Annotated in this window: 11 protein-coding genes; 3 read left to right on the top strand and 8 right to left on the bottom strand. The window is 65.8% G+C overall.

Going from position 1 to position 17,551, the window contains the following annotated elements:
- Positions 1-44: 44 nt before the first annotated feature.
- From purL to KBY77_RS09010, 6 genes are all read right to left on the bottom strand, one after another.
- A complete protein-coding gene (purL, locus tag KBY77_RS08985; protein ID WP_255103382.1) occupies positions 45-2,423 on the bottom strand; it encodes a phosphoribosylformylglycinamidine synthase subunit PurL in 2,379 nt (792 codons plus the stop codon).
- A 65-nt stretch (positions 2,424-2,488) separates the two neighbouring features.
- Positions 2,489-3,301 (bottom strand): RNA methyltransferase, encoded by an 813-nt coding sequence (locus tag KBY77_RS08990; protein ID WP_255103386.1) that lies wholly within the window; start codon positions 3,299-3,301, stop codon positions 2,489-2,491.
- Between the two features lie 4 nt (positions 3,302-3,305).
- Positions 3,306-4,448 carry a DNA polymerase III subunit beta gene (gene dnaN, locus KBY77_RS08995; RefSeq protein ID WP_094554917.1) on the bottom strand — a complete coding sequence of 381 codons (1,143 nt, stop codon included), beginning with the start codon at positions 4,446-4,448 and terminating at the stop codon, positions 3,306-3,308.
- A gap of 504 nt (positions 4,449-4,952) precedes the next feature.
- Positions 4,953-6,011 carry a threonine synthase gene (gene thrC / locus KBY77_RS09000; RefSeq protein WP_255103527.1) on the bottom strand — a complete coding sequence of 353 codons (1,059 nt, stop codon included), beginning with the start codon at positions 6,009-6,011 and terminating at the stop codon, positions 4,953-4,955.
- Between the two features lie 118 nt (positions 6,012-6,129).
- On the bottom strand, positions 6,130-6,768 hold the full coding sequence (locus tag KBY77_RS09005) for an alpha/beta hydrolase (protein ID WP_255103388.1): 639 nt from the start codon (positions 6,766-6,768) through the stop codon (positions 6,130-6,132).
- 27 nt (positions 6,769-6,795) lie between these two features.
- A complete protein-coding gene (locus KBY77_RS09010; protein WP_255103390.1) occupies positions 6,796-8,754 on the bottom strand; it encodes an AarF/ABC1/UbiB kinase family protein in 1,959 nt (652 codons plus the stop codon).
- Between the two features lie 76 nt (positions 8,755-8,830).
- On the opposite strand from KBY77_RS09010, the gene recN reads away from it, so the two are divergent.
- From recN to KBY77_RS09025, 3 genes are all read left to right on the top strand, one after another.
- A complete protein-coding gene (gene recN / locus KBY77_RS09015; protein WP_255103392.1) occupies positions 8,831-10,519 on the top strand; it encodes a DNA repair protein RecN in 1,689 nt (562 codons plus the stop codon).
- 152 nt (positions 10,520-10,671) lie between these two features.
- On the top strand, positions 10,672-13,584 hold the full coding sequence (gene uvrA / locus KBY77_RS09020; protein WP_255103530.1) for an excinuclease ABC subunit UvrA: 2,913 nt from the start codon (positions 10,672-10,674) through the stop codon (positions 13,582-13,584).
- A 31-nt stretch (positions 13,585-13,615) separates the two neighbouring features.
- A complete protein-coding gene (locus KBY77_RS09025) occupies positions 13,616-15,190 on the top strand; it encodes a dienelactone hydrolase (RefSeq protein ID WP_255103394.1) in 1,575 nt (524 codons plus the stop codon).
- A 36-nt stretch (positions 15,191-15,226) separates the two neighbouring features.
- On the opposite strand, the gene KBY77_RS09030 is transcribed toward KBY77_RS09025, so the two are convergent.
- Both KBY77_RS09030 and purT read right to left on the bottom strand, forming a co-directional pair.
- Positions 15,227-16,267 (bottom strand): LCP family protein, encoded by a 1,041-nt coding sequence (locus tag KBY77_RS09030; RefSeq protein WP_255103396.1) that lies wholly within the window; start codon positions 16,265-16,267, stop codon positions 15,227-15,229.
- A gap of 62 nt (positions 16,268-16,329) precedes the next feature.
- Positions 16,330-17,517: a formate-dependent phosphoribosylglycinamide formyltransferase gene (gene purT / locus KBY77_RS09035; RefSeq protein ID WP_255103398.1), complete on the bottom strand. Its 1,188-nt coding sequence runs from the start codon at positions 17,515-17,517 to the stop codon at positions 16,330-16,332.
- Positions 17,518-17,551 lie beyond the last annotated feature (34 nt).

Here is a 17,551-nt window from a genome sequence, read left to right on the forward strand (position 1 = left end):
TTGCCACAGGCCCGTTCACCTTTCTTTTACCTTTTCATTGTGCCTCAGCCGGCTGCGGCCAGTCGGCGCGGCAGAGCGTTCTCGTAGCTCATGCGCAGGTCCTCCTCCACTGCCAGCGTCAGAAGGCAGCTGCCGGCCTGCTTGAAGCTCAGTGCATCTCCGGCCTCACCCACCCGACCGATCGGCCTGGCCAGCGCTTCCTGCTCCCCTGGCCGCTGCATGCCCAGCAGCTCCTGCCAGGCCCGCTCCTGATCTGGCTTGATCGACACCAGCACCCTGGCGCCCCCTTCAGCGAACAACAAGCGATCAAGGCGGCCCGCGTCAGCGGGCATCTCCAGGACGGCGCCAAGGCCAGAAGCGATGCAGGCCTCGGCGGCCGCCACCGCCAGACCCCCGTCACTGAGATCGTGGGCAGAGGCCACCAGGCCCGTCGTGATCGCCTGGCGCAACAGGGCTTGCACGGCCCGCTCCAGCTTCAGGTCGGTCAGAGGAGGTCGGCCCGTGGCCAGACCATGGACGCTCTCCAGATAACTGGAAGCAGCCAGGCCCAGCCGCCCGTCGCCATCGCTTGTGGCCAGAGGCACCCCCAGCAACCAGATGGGATCGCCCGGGGCCTGCCAACCCAGACCAGTGACGTGATTGAGGTCATGCACAAGGCCAACCATGCCCACCACGGGGGTGGGATGGATCGGCTGCAGGCTGCCATCGGGCCTCCGGGTTTCGTTGTAGAGGGAGACGTTGCCGCCGGTGACGGGGGTGTCAAGTGCCCGGCAGGCTTCCGACAGGCCGCGGCAGGCCATGGCCAGCTGCCAGTAGCCGGTGGGGGTATCCGGCGAGGGGAAGTTGAGGTTATCGGTGACCGCAAGCGGTTCGGCACCGACGCAGCTGAGATTGCGGGCGGCTTCGGCCACCGCCGCTGCAGCCCCCCGCTCCGGATCCAGAGCCACCCAGCGATTGGGACAGTCGACGGTGGCGGCCACCCCACGGCTGGCAGCAGCCATGGCGCCTTCACCCCGCTGGGGCCGCAGGCGCACCACGGCCGCATCGGCGCCACCGGGAGGCATCACCGTGTTGGCCTGCACCTGGTGGTCGTACTGGCGGTAGACCCAGCGCTTGCTGGCGATGGTGGGGTCATCGAGCAGGCGAAGCAGCACAGAGCCCCAATCCAGGGGCTGGCCTGCCAGGGGACCACCCGTCGGTGTGATCCCTTCGGCGGTGGCGGCAGGCAGGTCGGCTTCGCTCCAGCGCCAGTGGGCCTGGATGGCAGCCGGCGGCTCACTGATCAGCTCGTGGTGGTTGATCGGAGTGTCATCGGCGAGGGCGCTGGCAGGCACCTCCGCAGCCACTGCACCTCCCTGCAGCACCCGCACCACGTTGTCGGCCAGCACGCGGCCCACCACAGCGGCCTGCAGACCCCAGCGGCGGAAGCGGGCCATCAGGGCCTCCTCGCATCCGGGTTTGACCACGAACAGCATCCGCTCCTGCGACTCGCTGAGCAGGAACTCATAGGCGCTCATGCCGGTCTCCCGGGCCGGTACCCGGTCGAGATCAAGCTCGATGCCAAGCCCCCCCTTGGCGGCCATCTCCGAGCAGCTGCAGGTGAGGCCAGCGGCGCCCATGTCCTGGGCAGCGAGCACATCACCACTCTGGAAGGCCTCCAGGCAGGCCTCGATCAGTCCCTTCTCCAGGAAGGGGTCACCCACCTGCACTGCCGGACGGTCATCCAGTGATGCAGCACTCAGCTCCGCCGAAGCGAAGCTGGCGCCACCCATGCCGTCGCGGCCGGTGGTGCTGCCCACGTACACCACCGGATTGCCCACCCCAACTGCACCGGAGCAAACAATCTCCTCGGTTTCCATCAGACCCAGGGCCATGGCGTTCACCAGAGGGTTGCCGGAATAGCTGGGGTCAAAGGCCACCTCACCACCCACGGTGGGGACCCCCACGCAATTGCCGTAGTGGGCGATGCCTGCCACCACCCCCTCCATCAGGCCCACGTTGCGCTCATCCTCAAGGGGACCGAAGCGCAGGGCATTGAGCAGGGCGATTGGCCTGGCGCCCATCGTGAAGATGTCGCGGAGGATGCCACCCACACCGGTGGCAGCACCCTGGAACGGCTCCACCGCCGAAGGGTGGTTGTGGCTTTCGATCTTGAAGGCCAGCCTCTGGCCCTCACCCAGATCCACCACACCGGCATTTTCGCCGGGGCCCACCAGGATGCGTGGCCCACTGGTAGGGAAGCCCTGAAGCAAGGGCCTGGAGTTGCGGTAGCAGCAATGCTCCGACCACATCACCCCGAACATGCCCAGCTCGGCGCGATTGGGCTCACGACCGAGCCGGCGACGGATCTCCTCGTAGTCGGCCTGGCTGAGGCCCTCCTGGCGCAGGGCCTCAGCGACCAGAAAAGAGGGTGTGGCAACCACAGCATGGAATCATCAGGGCTCCAGTGTGGCCGAGCCCGTGGCCCCGGCCGGCCACCGGTCAGGGTTCAGATCCAGGGATCTTCCGGCTCGATTGGATCGGCATCCAGGGGCCGTCGCCGCTCACTCCCGGCCCTGCGCCGTGGCGGGGCCGAAACCTCCCGTACCGGCTCCCCCCAGGCCTCCGGGTCATCCCAGTCCTCCTCCTCGTCAAGCCGATTCAGGGGGAGATCATCTGGACGTGATTTTGATTCGAGGGGATCAGGCCCCTGCCAGGGCGGCTCCTCCAGCCAGCCCTCCAACCGTTCCTCGAAGCGCCCACCCACCTCCTCGAACTGCTCCCGCCAGCGGCGGGAGCGCCTCAGGAACTCCTGACGCACGCTGGCCCGCGCCAGGGGCAGATCATCGAGGCCCTGCAGAGCAGTCATCACCTGGCCGGGCTGCTGATCGACGATGCGCTCGGGCGAGAGCAGCCAACGGCTGCTGCCAGGCAGACGCGGATCGCTGCGGGCAACCAGATAGTCGAGGATCAGGCCGCTGCGCAACTCCACGTTGGCGTCGGCGATCACACCCAGCAGTTGGTTGTCGGTACCGAGCAGGGCCGCATCCAGAAGGGTGGGCAAGCGCTCCAATGTGGCGGGTTCGGTCTCTGCGGGCTCTCCCAGCACCAGAGCCTCCTGATCGGTGAGACCGCGCAGCTGGTTGAGCCGCCAGACCAGCCGGCGGGTCCCGAAAGCCGAAGGCTTGCTCACCCAGCCCAGCAGACGGTGCACGGGCGGGTGCATCCAGCCCAGCAGACCAGCGCCATGATCGATCCCCTGGTTGCAGCGCACCCGGCGGCGCAGCAGGTCGCTGAGCAGCAGTTGCTCGGGCAGGGTCACGGGCTCAGCTGCGGATCTGAACTGGCATCACCAGGTAGGTGAAGGTCGGATCCTGCACAGAGGTCAGCACCGCCGGGGTGGTGGGGGCATTGCAGCGCAGCTCCACCCGCTCGGATGTCATCGCCTTGAGCCCATCGAGGATGTAGCGGACATTGAAGGCGATCTCGATCGGATCACCGCTGATCACCGCCGGCAGGTCTTCGGAGCCGCTGCCCACATCCTGGGCATCGGCACTGATGTGAAGCTGACCGCTGCCGGGATCACTGCTGAGCTTGACGACATTGTTGTGTTGGTCGGCGAGGACAGCCACCCGCTCGAGTGCCTGCACGAAACCACGGCGATCAAGCTCCAGGGTTCGGGTGAAGCGATCGGGGATCAGCTGGCGGTAGTTGGGATAGGTGCCATCGAGACTGCGGCTGGTGAGCACCTGGTCAGCCCAGAGGAACACCACCTGCCCGCGATCGCAGTAGAGGCTCACCGGATCGTCACTGCTGCAGGCGGAAAGCAGCCGCTCCAGTTCCCTCAGGGAGCGGGCTGGCACAGTGACCGCAAAAGGCTCACTGCCATCCTCGGCGCCGGAGAAGGCCTTCTCGAGGCGCAGAACCGAAAGGCGATGCCCATCGGTGGCGGCGCATTCGAGATCCTGATCCGCCAGGCCGAGGTGGACGCCGGTGAGCAGCTGCTTGGCCTCATCACCGCTGCTGGCAAAAAGGGTGGCCCGCAACCCCTTCACCAGCGCCTCCGGTTGGAGGCGCAGCGGAGTTCCGCTCTGAACCAGGGGCAGATCGGGAAAGTCCTCGGCAGAAAGACCGCGCATCTGGTAGCTGCCGGAGCGACTGGTGAGCTCCACCTGCTCCTGACCTTCTTCGCAGCTCAGGCTGATCGGACTGTCGCTGGAGAGGCGAGCCACGATCTCACCGAACAGGCGTGAAGGCAGGGTGATGGTGCCGCTGCTCTCAACGGAAGCGGGAAGGCTGGTCTGGATGCCAAGGCTGAGATCGAAGCCAGTGAGGCTGAGCCGGCCAGTGCCGGCATCGGCGGTGAGCAGCACATTCGCGAGAACCGGGTGGGTTGGGCGTGAAGCCACGGCACGGCTGACCAGCTGAAGGCTGGCGCTCAGTTCCGCCTGAGAGCAGACCAGCTTCATCTCGATACGACTCCAGAGAGGACCAGCCCGCCAGGGGCAACACCACGCTTCCACACCGCTGTCGGAAGCGCAACGAGTTCCAGCTTGCTCGAACCGGTCTGCAGCTGCCCTCTCCCCAATCCTGTTACTGGTTTTGTCTAAATCCAGAAGAAAACAAATCCAATCCGTAGTCGTAGGGGCTGGGGAAAAAGCGGAAAAGATCCATATGCCAGTCCCAGTCTCAGATTTTGCGAATCAGAACTGAGGAAAGAGCGCCGGAATATCGGCTGAAAACATGGTTTTCCACTCTTTCCCGGATCTGGGGAAAACGTCGACATTTCAGGAGTGCTCGCTTTGCTCCTTTTTTCCCCGTGTTGAGGCTGTTTTTCCCGTGGACGCTTTGATCAGTGCACCCCAGCTCTGTTTCGATCCGCAAGGGCGGCCAGGGGTTCTCCACAGTCCAAAGCCCCGCACCGGAAACTCCGGTGCGGGGCTTATTGAGCTGTTGTCTTCAGATTTTCGCGTTCAGAAGCCCATCACCTTGGCCACCACATCCACCTCAGGGGCCAGGCCGGCATGGAAGGCCCCATCGCAGTTGTCGATGGCAGTGTTGGGATCCTTCAGACCGTTGCCAGTGAGCACGCAAACCACCGTGGCTCCGGCGGGCACCTGGTCGGCCTGCTGGAGCAGACCGGCAACGGAGGCAGCGCTGGCTGGTTCGCAGAACACTCCTTCCTCCCGGCCGAGCAACTGGTAGGCCTCAAGAATGTCCTGGTCGCTGACAGCGTGGAAGGAGCCGCCGCTCTGTTCGCGCACGCTGAGGGCTTTCTCGCGGTTGGCAGGATTGCCGATCCGGATCGCGGTGGCGATCGTGTCGGGTTGCTCGACTGTGTGACCCAGCACCAGCGGCGCGGAACCACTGGCCTGGAAGCCCATCATCCGGGGCAGGCGTCGGCTGTGGCCTGCCTGCCGGTACTCCTGGAAGCCCATCCAGTAAGCACTGATGTTGCCCGCATTGCCCATGGGGATACAGAGCCAGTCCGGGGCGTCACCTAGGGCATCCACCACCTCGAATGCGGCGGTCTTCTGCCCCTGCAGGCGGTAGGGGTTGAGGGAATTCACCAGCGTGACCGGGTAGGCATCGGCGACTTCGCGCACGATCGCCAGGGCACGATCGAAGTTCCCCTTCACTGCCAGCACTTCGGCGCCGTAAACCAGGGCCTGGGCCAGCTTGCCCTGGGCCACATAGCCGTCGGGGATCAGCACGAAGGCGCGCATGCCGCCGCGGCGGGCGTAGGCGGCGGCCGCCGCACTGGTGTTGCCGGTGCTGGCGCAGATCACCGCTTCGGCGCCTGCTTCCCGGGCCTTGCTCACCGCCATAGTCATCCCCCGGTCCTTGAAGCTGCCGGTGGGGTTGAGGCCGTCGTATTTCAGGAACACCTTGATGCCACGGCCCAGCCGTGCCGCCACCGACGGCGCCGGGATCAAGGGAGTCGCCCCTTCCCGCAGGGTGATCACAGGCGTGGCATCACTTACCGGCAACCAGCGGCGGTAGGCCTCGATCAGCCCCGGCCAGTCCTGCATCGTTGGTTGCTGGCCCAGTCGCCGAAGAGCTGAAAGCAGGGGCACGTCGACCGGAGGACAGGCTGATACGAATCTACGCGCCCAGTTCCCAGCAGCTCCCTGCAACGAGATCGGTGTTTCAGGGGGCCGGCGACGGGGTCGTTGGCTGGGCTGCTGGGGAGCTGGCTCTAGGCGCTTTGCCGCCGGACTGGGCAGCTCCATCCCCGCGTAACCCATCAAGGGGCGATTCGGAGAAAAAGCGCACAAGATCGGAGATTGAGCTTGCTTTGCTGATCACCCCCAGCAGGGCCGGAATGTTCACCGCCAGCTCCTGGGACGGATAGGCCTGCAGAAACCCAGTGGCGCTGAGGCTGCCGTTGCCGTTGGCCAGGCCCGTGATCAGGGCGCCCCGGATGGCCTGGACCCCCTTCTGGGGTGTCCGCAAGGGAGAGAAAATCCCCGCGAGTCGCTGAAGTAGCGCTTCGCCGATCCGCGTGGAGAGCAGCCGGCTGGTCAGCACGATCGGCAGGGTGAGTTGTTGGTTCAGCAACTTGGCCACCGAGGCCGGCTCCTGATTGCTGAAACGCAGTACATCCGCCAGAAGGCCCCGGGCCTGACCCGTCTGGGCCAGGTGTTCCAGGTCGGCCACCGGAATCGAGCGCCGGAAGGCTCCACTCACGAACACCACCTGTTCGGCGGCCTGCACCTGCAGCCCTGGCGTGACTGCACTCAATGAAAGGCCCAGCAGGACGGCCAGGAGTTTGGGCGGACGGGCCAAGATTTAAGACCTGGTGGTGACTTGACTCTAAGAGCTGCCGGTGGCGCTGAGTACGGCGCTCTGGCGAAGCTCCGGAGCCACCAGGACATCGCGCAGCAGGCGCACCACGCTGCGCTCCGCCAGGCCCTGGGCCAGCTGCACGCCCATGCGGCGCAGGTCTGGTTCGCCCAGAAGCCTGGGCAGACGTCGCAATAGCAGCTGGGGCTCGAAGCCGGGCAGCTGACGCAGGATCATCAGCAGTTGCTGGACCGGCTCCAGACTGAGCAGGGCCTCCTCGCTGCTCTCGAGGCGGGGACTGCGCAGTCCGGGAGGTTGCAGGCGGCGGGGCAGGCGGCTGCCCAGCCGACGAAAGGCCCGCCAGCTGATCGCATCCACCCGGTCCACCAGGGCGTCCACCAGCTGCTGGCGCAGCAGGCCGCCCTTGGAGGAGAAGAGAAAGTCGAGTACCTGATCAAGCAGTCCCTCCAGGTCCAGCTGGTCCTGAAGGGAGGCGCTGCTGATCAGGTTCTCCAGGCGCTGCCAGCGGAACTCTTCGCCGTCGAAGAGCATCTCGCGAAGGCTGCTGCGCAGGGCCGGATCCGGGTCCTCCATCAGCCTGCGGGCGAAATAGGGGTAAGCAGCACCGAGGATCTTGAAGTCTGGGTCCACACTCAGTGCAATGCCTTCCAGTGTCACCAAAGAGCGGATGATCAGGGCGTAGTAAGGCGGCACCTGGAAGGGGAACTTGTACATCACACCGGAGAGATCGTCGGTGACTGCCTTGAAGTCCATACGGCTGACTCCCATCTCCAGAGCCTGGCCGAACACATTCTCGAAGGCCGGAATGATGGGCTCGAGATTCACCTCCTCTCCGAGAAATCCGAGGTTCACGAAATCTCGTGAGAGGGAGCTGAAATTACGGTTCACCAGATGCACCACCGCCTGGATCAGCCCCGTTCTCGACTCGCGGCTCACCTCGCTCATCATGCCGAAGTCGAGATAGGCCAGCCGGCCATCGGGCAGGGCCAGCAGGTTGCCGGGATGGGGATCGGCATGGAAGAAACCGTGTTCCAGCAATTGCTGCAGGCTGCAGTTAACGCCCACCTGCACCATGTCGTCTGGGTTGATGCCCAGGGAGCGCACTGCCTCGAGGTTGGTCAGCTTCACTCCCTCGATCCACTCCATCGTCAGCACCCGGCGGCTGGTGAGTCTGTGGTAGATGCGCGGAACGGCGATGCGGGGATTATGCAGGTGCAGGCGAGCGAAGTGTTCGGCGTTGCTGGCTTCGTTGACGTAGTCCATCTCTTCGAAGACCCGTTTGCCGAGCTCATCGATCAGGGCCACCAGATCACTGCGGATCAAGCGCACGTTCCGGTTCAGCCAGGCCGCGATCTGGCGAACGATGTAAAGGTCGAGGGTGATCTGCTCACGCAGCCCCGGCCGCTGCACTTTCACCGCCACGGCCTCGCCGCTGAGCAGGACCCCGCGGTGCACCTGGCCGAGGGAGGCAGCTGAGATCGGCTCCCGGTCCAGCTGCTGGAACAAGCTGCTGACCGGTGCGCCGAGGTCTTCCTCGATGCATGCCATCGCCAGGGAGCTATCGAAGCCGGGCAGCTGATCCTGCAGCTGGGCCAGTTCTTCCAGCAGCAGCGGCGGGATGATGTCCGGCCGGGTGGAAAGGGCCTGGCCGGCTTTGATGAAGGCCGGCCCCAGGGCCGCCAGAAGTTCGGTGAATTCCCGTGCACGCTCGCGGGCGCGCTCCTCATTGCTGAGTACCCCGAAAAACTTGTCAAAGCCCACCCCGATCAGAAACAGGCTGATGGGCACCAGGGTCTGCCAGAGACGCCTCAGCAGCCGCTTGGGGTGTCCGGCGTAGATCCGCGTGATGGCCTGTGGGTCGTAGCTCAGCAGACCGGCGGCTTCGATGAAGTCGCTGAGTTCCTCGGGGCTGCTGGTTTGTTCGGCGATCGTGTCCCCGGTGATCGTGGCCTGATCCGAGCGGACCATCAGCGAGGAGTTCAACTGTTTCTCTTCTAAACGAAAGCGACCGCCGCTACGGTCTTGGCAATCACCGGAGACCGGCGTGCTCACGGGTCTGCGTCTGGAGAACATCGCCCTGATCGATGCTCTGGATCTCAGCTTCAGGCCCGGCTTCACCGTTCTCACCGGGGAGACCGGGGCGGGTAAATCTCTCCTTCTCGATGCCCTCGATGCCCTTCTCGGCGGTGCCCAGGGGGTTGAGGGCCTGCGGCTGCTGCGACCTGGCTGCGAGCGGGCCTGCATCGAAGCCGGTTTCTCCTGCTCGGAGCCTGTGCGGGCCTGGCTGATCCAGCAGGACCTCGAGCCGGAAGACTCCGATCTGATCATCAGCCGGGAGTGGCGCCAGCAGGAGGAACGCAGCCGCAGCCGCAGCCGTATCAACGGGGTGATCGTCAACCGCGCCCAGTTGCAGGAGCTGCGCCCCCTGCTGCTGGATCTCACCGTTCAGGGGCAGACCCAGCAGCTGGCGCGCCCGGGGCAGCAGCGCCGCTGGCTGGATCGCTTCGGTGGAGAGCCGGTCAGCGAGGCACTGCTGGCGGCCCGCTCGGCGGTTCGTGCCTGGAAAGCAGCGGCGCTGGCCCTGCACACCGCCAGGGCTGAGCAGCAGCGCCAGCAGCTCGACCGTCAACAGCGTCTTCAGTTGCTGGAGGATCTGGAGGCGGCGCAGCTCGAGGATCCCAACGAGCGGCAGCGGCTGCAGCGTGAGCAGGACCGTCTGGCCCATGCCGTTCGCCTGCAGGAGGGGGTGATGATCGTGACGGGACGGCTGGTGGAGGGCCTGGACGGGGGACCGTCGGTGCTTGATCACCTCGCCGCCATCGAGCAGGAGCTTCAGCATCTGCAGGGGTTCGATGCAAGCCTGCAGCCCTGGCTGGAGCGCTGCTGTGAGGCTGCTCAGCTGCTGCAGGAGCTGGCTTCAGGCCTCGATCGCTACGGCGGTGGCCTGGAGAGCGATCCTGAAACCCTTTCGGGCCTGCAGGAGCGGATGGCCCAGCTCAAGGCTCTGGAGCGTCGTCACGGACAGGAGCTGGGGGCCCTGATCGCCCTGCGCGACGACCTCCGCTGCCAGTTCGATGCCCATGGGCTGGAGGCCTCGCTGCGGCAACTGGAGCAGCAGGAGGAGAGCAGCCGCCTGCTGCGCGACCGGGCCTGCGCCCGGCTCACCCAGCGGCGGCAGGCTGCCGCCACCGCCCTGGAGCGGCAATTGATGGACACCCTGCGGCCCCTGGGGCTGGCCCATGTGCGCTTCTCGGTCTCGATCGAGCCGGCCCCTCCCTCTGATGAAGGGGCTGATGCGATTGGATTCCTGTTTTCGGCCAACCCTGGTCAGCCGCTGGCCCCCCTGCAGGAGGTGGCCTCCGGCGGGGAGATGAGCCGCTTCCTGCTCGCCCTGAAAACCTGTCTGGCGGCGGCCGATTCCCAGGTCACCTTGCTGTTTGATGAAATTGACAGCGGCGTCAGTGGCCGGGTCAGTGGGGCCATCGCCGTCCTGCTGCGCCGTCTTGCCGAGCAGCACCAGGTGTTCTGTGTCACCCACCAGCCCCTGGTGGCCGCCATGGCCCAGCACCACTTCCGCGTGAGCAAACAGGTGGAGGCGGGGCGTACCCGCACCGGGGTGACGGCCCTGCAGGAGAGCGATGAGCGGGAGCGGGAACTGGCCGAACTCGCCGGGGGCGATTCCGGAGAAACCCGCAGCTATGTCGCCAGCCTGCTGCAGCAGGGAGCTTCGTAAGCAGCAGCTACAGCCCGTAGACTCCAGGTTGTCAGGGTGACTGAATGCCCCGCGCCAGATCCGGCTCCGGATCCAAGAGCCTCGCCACGAATGGAGGAGGTCCCGAGGCCCTGTCCAGCCTGGCCACGGCCTCCGGGCTTGATCCCAGCGCCATGCTCAGTGGTGGCACCCTCGAGGATGTGATCCGGGTGCGTGGCGCCCGACAGCACAACCTGTGCAACGTCGATCTCACCCTGCCGCGTAATCGGCTGGTGGTGTTCACCGGCGTGAGCGGCAGTGGCAAGAGCTCGCTCGCTTTCGACACGATCTTCGCCGAGGGTCAGCGTCGCTATGTCGAAAGCCTTTCCGCCTATGCGCGCCAGTTTCTCGGTCAGGTGGACAAGCCCGACGTCGACGCGATCGAGGGACTTTCCCCGGCGATCTCGATTGATCAGAAATCCACCAGCCACAATCCCCGCTCCACGGTGGGCACCGTCACCGAGATCCAGGACTACCTGAGGCTGCTGTTCGGACGTGCCGGTGAGCCCCACTGCCCCCAGTGCAATCGCTCGATCCGGCCCGAGAGCATCGACGAGATGGTCGATCGGATCGCCACCCTGCCGGAGGGCACCCGCTACCAATTGCTGGCTCCCGTGGTGCGCGGCAAGAAGGGCACCCACACCAAGCTGCTCTCCGGTCTGGTGGCCGAGGGATTCGCCCGGGTGCGCATCAACGGTGAGGTCAGAGAGCTGTCCGACAACATCGAGCTCGATAAGAACCACGCCCACAACATCGAAGTGGTGGTCGATCGGCTGGTGGCGCGCGAAGGCATCAACGAGCGGCTGACCGATTCCCTGCGCACCTGTCTCAAGCGCGGCGATGGTCTGGCCCTGGTGGAGGTAGTGCCCAAGGCCGGTGAGGAGTTACCTGAAGGCATCGATCGAGAACGGCTTTATTCCGAGAACTTCGCCTGCCCGGTGCACGGCGCCGTGATGGAGGAGCTCTCCCCCCGGCTGTTTTCCTTCAACAGCCCCTATGGCGCCTGCCCCGATTGCCATGGCATCGGCCATCTGCGCCGGTTCACCCTGGAGAGAGTGGTGCCCGACCCCTCCCTGCCGGTGTACGCGGCGATCGCCCCCTGGAGTGAGAAGGACAACAGCTATTACTTCTCCTTGCTCTACAGCGTGGGCGAAGCCTTCGGCTTCGAGATCAAGACCCCCTGGAACCAGCTCAGCGATGAGCAGCGCCAGGTGGTGCTCCATGGCAGCGAGCAGCCCATCGAGATTCAGGCCGACAGTCGCTACCGCAAGAGTCAGACCTACCAGCGGCCGTTCGAGGGAATCCTGCCGATCCTGGAGCGCCAGTTGCGCGACGCCAGTGGCGAGTCGGTGCGCCAGAAGCTGGAGCAATACCTGGAGATGGTGCCCTGTGGAACCTGTCAGGGACTGCGCCTGCGGCCCGAGGCCCTGGCGGTCCGGGTGGGCCCCTACGCCATCCATGAGCTCACCGCGGTGAGCGTGGCCGAAACCCTTGAGAGGATCGAGGCCCTGATGGGGCTGGCCGAGGGGGCCAAGCCCCTGCTCACGCCGCGCCAGATCCAGATCGGTGACCTGGTGCTGCGCGAGATCCGCATGCGGCTCAAGTTCCTGCTGGATGTGGGGCTCGATTACCTCAGCCTCGATCGGCCAGCCATGACGCTCTCGGGCGGTGAGGCCCAGCGCATCCGCCTGGCCACCCAGATCGGCGCCGGCCTCACCGGTGTGCTCTACGTGCTGGATGAACCCAGCATCGGCCTGCACCAGCGTGACAACGATCGCCTGCTGAACACGCTCTTCAAACTGCGCGATCTGGGCAACACCCTGATCGTGGTGGAGCACGACGAGGACACGATCCGTGCCGCCGACCACCTCGTTGACATCGGCCCCGGAGCTGGCGTTCACGGGGGCCACATCGTGGCGGAAGGGTCCCTGCAGAACCTGCTGGAGGCCGAGGAGTCGCTCACCGGCGCCTATCTCAGCGGCCGCCTCGCCATTCCCACCCCGGCCGAACGGCGCGCTTCCGGCAGCCGCAAGCTCACCCTGGTCAACTGTCGCCGCAACAACCTCCAGGGCCTTGATATCGACATTCCCCTCGGTCGTCTCGTGGCTGTCACCGGTGTGAGCGGCAGCGGCAAGAGCACCCTGGTGAATGAGCTCCTGCATCCGGCGCTGGAGCACAAGCTCGGGCTGCGGGTGCCTTTCCCATCCGGCATGGAGGAGCTGCGCGGTATTCAGTCGGTCGACAAGGTGATCGTGATCGACCAGAGCCCGATCGGTCGCACCCCCCGCTCCAATCCGGCCACCTACACCGGCGCGTTCGATCCGATCCGCCAGGTGTTCGCGGCCACGGTGGAGGCCAAGGCCCGTGGCTACCAGGTGGGCCAGTTCAGCTTCAACGTCAAGGGCGGGCGCTGCGAGGCCTGCAGTGGCCAGGGGGTGAACGTGATCGAGATGAACTTCCTCCCTGATGTGTATGTGCAGTGCGATGTATGCAAAGGGGCTCGCTACAATCGCGAAACCCTCCAGGTGGCTTACAAGGGTTTCAACATCGCCGAAGTGCTGCAGATGACGGTGGAGCAGGCAGCAGATGTATTCAGCGCCATCCCCCAGGCCGCAGATCGTCTGCGCACCCTGGTGGACGTGGGCCTGGGTTACATCAAACTCGGCCAGCCCGCTCCTACGCTTTCAGGTGGTGAGGCTCAGCGGGTGAAGCTGGCCACCGAACTCTCCAAGCGCGCCACTGGCAAGACGCTTTACCTGATTGATGAGCCCACCACCGGATTGAGTTTCTACGACGTCCACAAGCTGATGGACGTGATGCAACGGCTTGTGGACAAAGGCAATTCGATCGTGGTGATCGAGCACAATCTTGATGTGATCCGTTGCGCCGACTGGCTGATTGATCTTGGGCCCGAGGGCGGCAACAAAGGGGGTGAGATTGTCGTGGCCGGCACCCCTGAGCAGGTGGCTGAGCACCCCACCAGCTACACCGGTCGCTACCTTCGCCAGGTGCTGGCTCAGCATCCGCCTGTGACCATGGTGGCCTGACGTACCGGACCACAGGCGGTCAGGGGAGATCATGGAGACTCTCGGGTGCCATCACGTGCGCACGCTTCGTTCCGCTCCGGCTGCTTCGCTATTGCTCACCGTCGCCGGGCTGCTTGGCGCCGCGCCATTTCTTTCAGCTCCAGCCCGTGCTCTGGAGCAGGTGGAGATGCGCTTGCCGTTTCTCGAAACCAGCTTCAGGGTGAAGCTGGAGGAGTTGAGCAATCCGGCGAGGCTGATCAGCGGCACCAGTGATTTGGCCGAACTCGATCAGGCCACCGACGGTGCCATTGGCCGACAGCTGGTGGCCCTCTTCAATGCACCACTGCCGCTGCAGGTGCCGGCGGTGGTCAATGAGGCTCAGGGATCGCCGATGCTCAACCAGGCGTTGCTGCTGATCTCCGCCCTCGGCGGTATCGATGGACTGCCTGCCCAGTTGGACAGCAACGACCTCTCCATGGTGCTGGACAAGGCGGCGGCCAATGGACCTCCCACCATGCTCAGCGTGATGCAGGCTCTGCCTGGCACCACGGCCTCGGTGGATCTGGGCCGGGCGCTGTATTCGGTACAGCGTCTGGCTTCCCAGCAAAGGCCGGCCGATCGCCTCCTGACGGGCCAGAGGCCTGCCGGCGTTGATCCGGCCCTCAGCCAGCCCGGTCCCCTCACGGTGGAGCGGAAGCTGATCTCGATCTCAGCGTCCCACCGGCCCAAGCCCCTGCAGGTGATACAGATCAGCCCCTCGAAAGCTGCGAGCGGTCGGCTGGTGGTGATCTCCCATGGGCTCTGGGATGGACCGGAGAGTTTCGAGGGGTGGGCCAGCCATTTGGCCAGCCATGGCTTCACGGTGCTGTTGCCCTTCCACCCCGGCAGTGATCAGGATCAGCAGCAGGCCATGCTCTCCGGCAAAGTGCCGCCCCCTGGGGCGGAGGAACTGCGTTTGAGGCCCCTGGATGTTTCGGCAGTGATCGACGGGGCAGCGGCTGGTCTGCTCGGACCGAGCACCCGCGTGAACACCGAATTCGTGGCGGTGCTCGGTCACTCCTGGGGGGCTACCACCGTTCTGCAGCTGACGGGGGCGAAGCCGAGCGATGCCGGGCTCAAGGAGCGCTGCGATGAGGTCTTCGATCCGGAGCGGAACCTCAGCTGGGTACTGCAGTGCAGTTTTGTTGGCACGGCAGATCAGGCGGCCCTGAGCGACCCCCGCGTCAAGGTGGGCGCGGCTGTGAGTCCGCCGATGTCGCTGCTGTTCAACACAGGGGCCGGACAGGCGATGCATGCCCGGGTGTTGCTGGTGAGCGGCACCCGAGACTGGGTGGTGCCGCCTGAACCGGAGGCCATTCGCCCGATGCGCCTGGAGGCCAGCCGTGGCGGCGCGGGCCATCGCCTGGTACTGGCGCAGGGAGGCGATCACTTCAACCTGCGCTCCACCCTTTCTGAGGGAGGGGGGCCCCTGCGTGGGTTGCTGCTGGCCTGGACCAACGCTGCCTTCGCTGCTGGTGCCGCCGTTCAACCTGGTCCCGGAGCTCCAGAACTTCTGCCGGACAATGGTTGGGGCGATGCGTCCATGCCCCTGGTGGGGATATCCCGTGATCAGCTGGGGGCGCCCTGATGTCGCGGCAGGAGAGCCGCCGGATCCTCAGCGCAGCTAGTTCGGCTGGCTGAGGTCAGCGTCACCGGTTTCCGGCTCCAGAGACTCGGCGTGCTGGGTGTTCAGATCCGGCATCCAGTAGCTCAGGTCGTCGTGCCAGTAAAGCCGGCCGGCCAGCCGATTGGTGCTGAGTCTGGTGCTGCCCAGTTTGTTGATCAGGTTCCCCAGCTCCAGCGGCGAGAGATCGGTGCTGATGTCGTTGCCGGCGATCCTGAGCAGCTCAGGCAGGCGGGTCACGGAGCTGGGTTGGGCCAGTTTGTGGAACACCTCGCGGAGCACCAGCTGCTGGCGTTCCATCCGGCCGATGTCGCCCAGCTCGTCGTTGCGGAAGCGCAGGAACCCCTCCAGGTCCTTGCCCTTGAGCAACTGCACGCCCGGGTAGAGATCGATGTAAAGATCCTGGCGGGTGTCGGTGTAGTACATCCGATTGGGAACATCCACCTCGACACCCCCCAGGGCTTCGGCGAGGTTCTGCACAGCATCCAGGTTCACCAGCAGGTAACGGTCCACCGGGTTGCCGAGCAGGGCGGTGAGCTCCTCCTTGACGGCTTCCACCCCACCGGAGGCGTAAAGGGCGTTGGCCTTGAGCACCCCGAAGCGACTGGATTCAATGAACGTGTCCCGCGGCACCTGGGTGAGCGTGGTGGTGCCGTCGTGGATGTCGGCGACCACCATCACATCGGTGCTGCCGCTGATCTGGTCGGTGCCCAGGATCAGGATGCGGTGTTGATTGATCGGCAGCGGCGGCACCAGCTCGCCCAGCGTTGGCGCCAGGTGGCTCAGGGCCGCCAGGGCGGGACCGATCAGCTTTGGCAGCGGGCCCGCCAAGCCGTAGCCAAGGCCGATACCGCTGGCGAAGGCCACCAGAATGGCCGGCCGCAGGCTCCGCCTGAGAAGAGCCAAGGGACTGGGCTTGGCCTCGCCGCGACCCTGGCGGCGGCTGAGGGCGATCACGGTGGCGGCCGCTCGCTCAGCATGATTGCCAGCGTCGCCCTTGCCGGTGCTTGAACGGTTGGGGCGACGCTGGGCCTGGGCCATAGGGAATCCTTACCGGCGCACCATAAAACCGAAAACAGCTCCAGGCCAGTGGGCAGCGCTGCTCATCCCGGCGCGACCACGGTGATTCGCTCGGCGGCACGATCAGCCCGTGCACGCGCCTCGGCCACGTCCGCCCCGGTCGCCAGGGCCACCCCCATGCGGCGATTGGGGCGGGCGTTGGGTTTGCCGAAGAGCAGCACCTGGGTGCCCGGTTCCGCCAGGGCATCGGCCACCCCGGTGTAGGCCACGCTGTCGAGGGTCTTATCCGCCAGGATCACCCGGCTGGCGGCGTTGGAGCTGGAGCGGATGGCCGGGATCGGCAGGCCCAGTACGGCCCGCAGGTGCAGCTCGAATTCGCTCAGGTTCTGCCCCATCAGTGTGACGAGGCCTGTGTCGTGGGGGCGGGGGGAGAGCTCGGAGAAGACCACCTCCTCCCGGCCGGGCTCGCCGCAGAGGAAGAACTCGACACCAAACAGCCCGGCGCCCCCCAGCTCGTCGGTGACGGCCAGGGCCATGGCCTGGGCGGCCGCCAGCTGTGCTTCGCCCATAGCGGCCGGCTGCCAGCTGCACTGGTAGTCGCCGCGCTCCTGAAGATGGCCGATCGGCGGGCAGAAGAGGGTGGGGCCCGACCAGGGCCTGACCGTGAGCAGGGTGATCTCCAGCTCAAAGGGCAGGAACTCCTCCACGATCACGCGGGAGCCGGCGCCCCGGGCCCCGTCGAGGGCCGCCTGCCAGGCGGCGGCGAGGCCCTCCTCAGAACGCACCACGCTCTGGCCCTTGCCGGATGAGCTCATCACTGGCTTGACCACCACGGGCCAGCCCAGGGGAGCCGCCACGGCCACCAGTTCCTCGGCACTTTCGGCGTAGGCGAACCGGGCTGTGCGCAGGCCGAGCTTGCCGGCGGCCAGATCCCGGATACGGTCGCGGTTCATGGTCATGGCCGTGGCCCGTGCGGTGGGAATCACCGTGATCCCCTCCGCTTCGACCTCAGCAAGGGCGTCCACCGCAAGGGCCTCGATTTCCGGGATGACCAGATCGGGACGGTGGCGTCTCACGACTGCCTTGAGAGCCTCCGGGTCGGTCATGGCAATCACCTCCGCCTGATCGGACACCTGCATCGCCGGCGCACCGGGGTAACGGTCGACAGCGATCACCCGGCAACCCAGCCGCTGGGCGGCGATGGCCACCTCCTTGCCCAGCTCACCGCTGCCCAGCAGCATCAGGGTTCGCGGCAAGTATTGGGCGGCCATGGGGCTCGTGGAGATCTCACATCGATCTTCGCCC

This window comes from Synechococcus sp. Cruz-7E5 (genome assembly GCF_024345995.1).
GTDB lineage: Bacteria > Cyanobacteriota > Cyanobacteriia > PCC-6307 > Cyanobiaceae > Regnicoccus_A.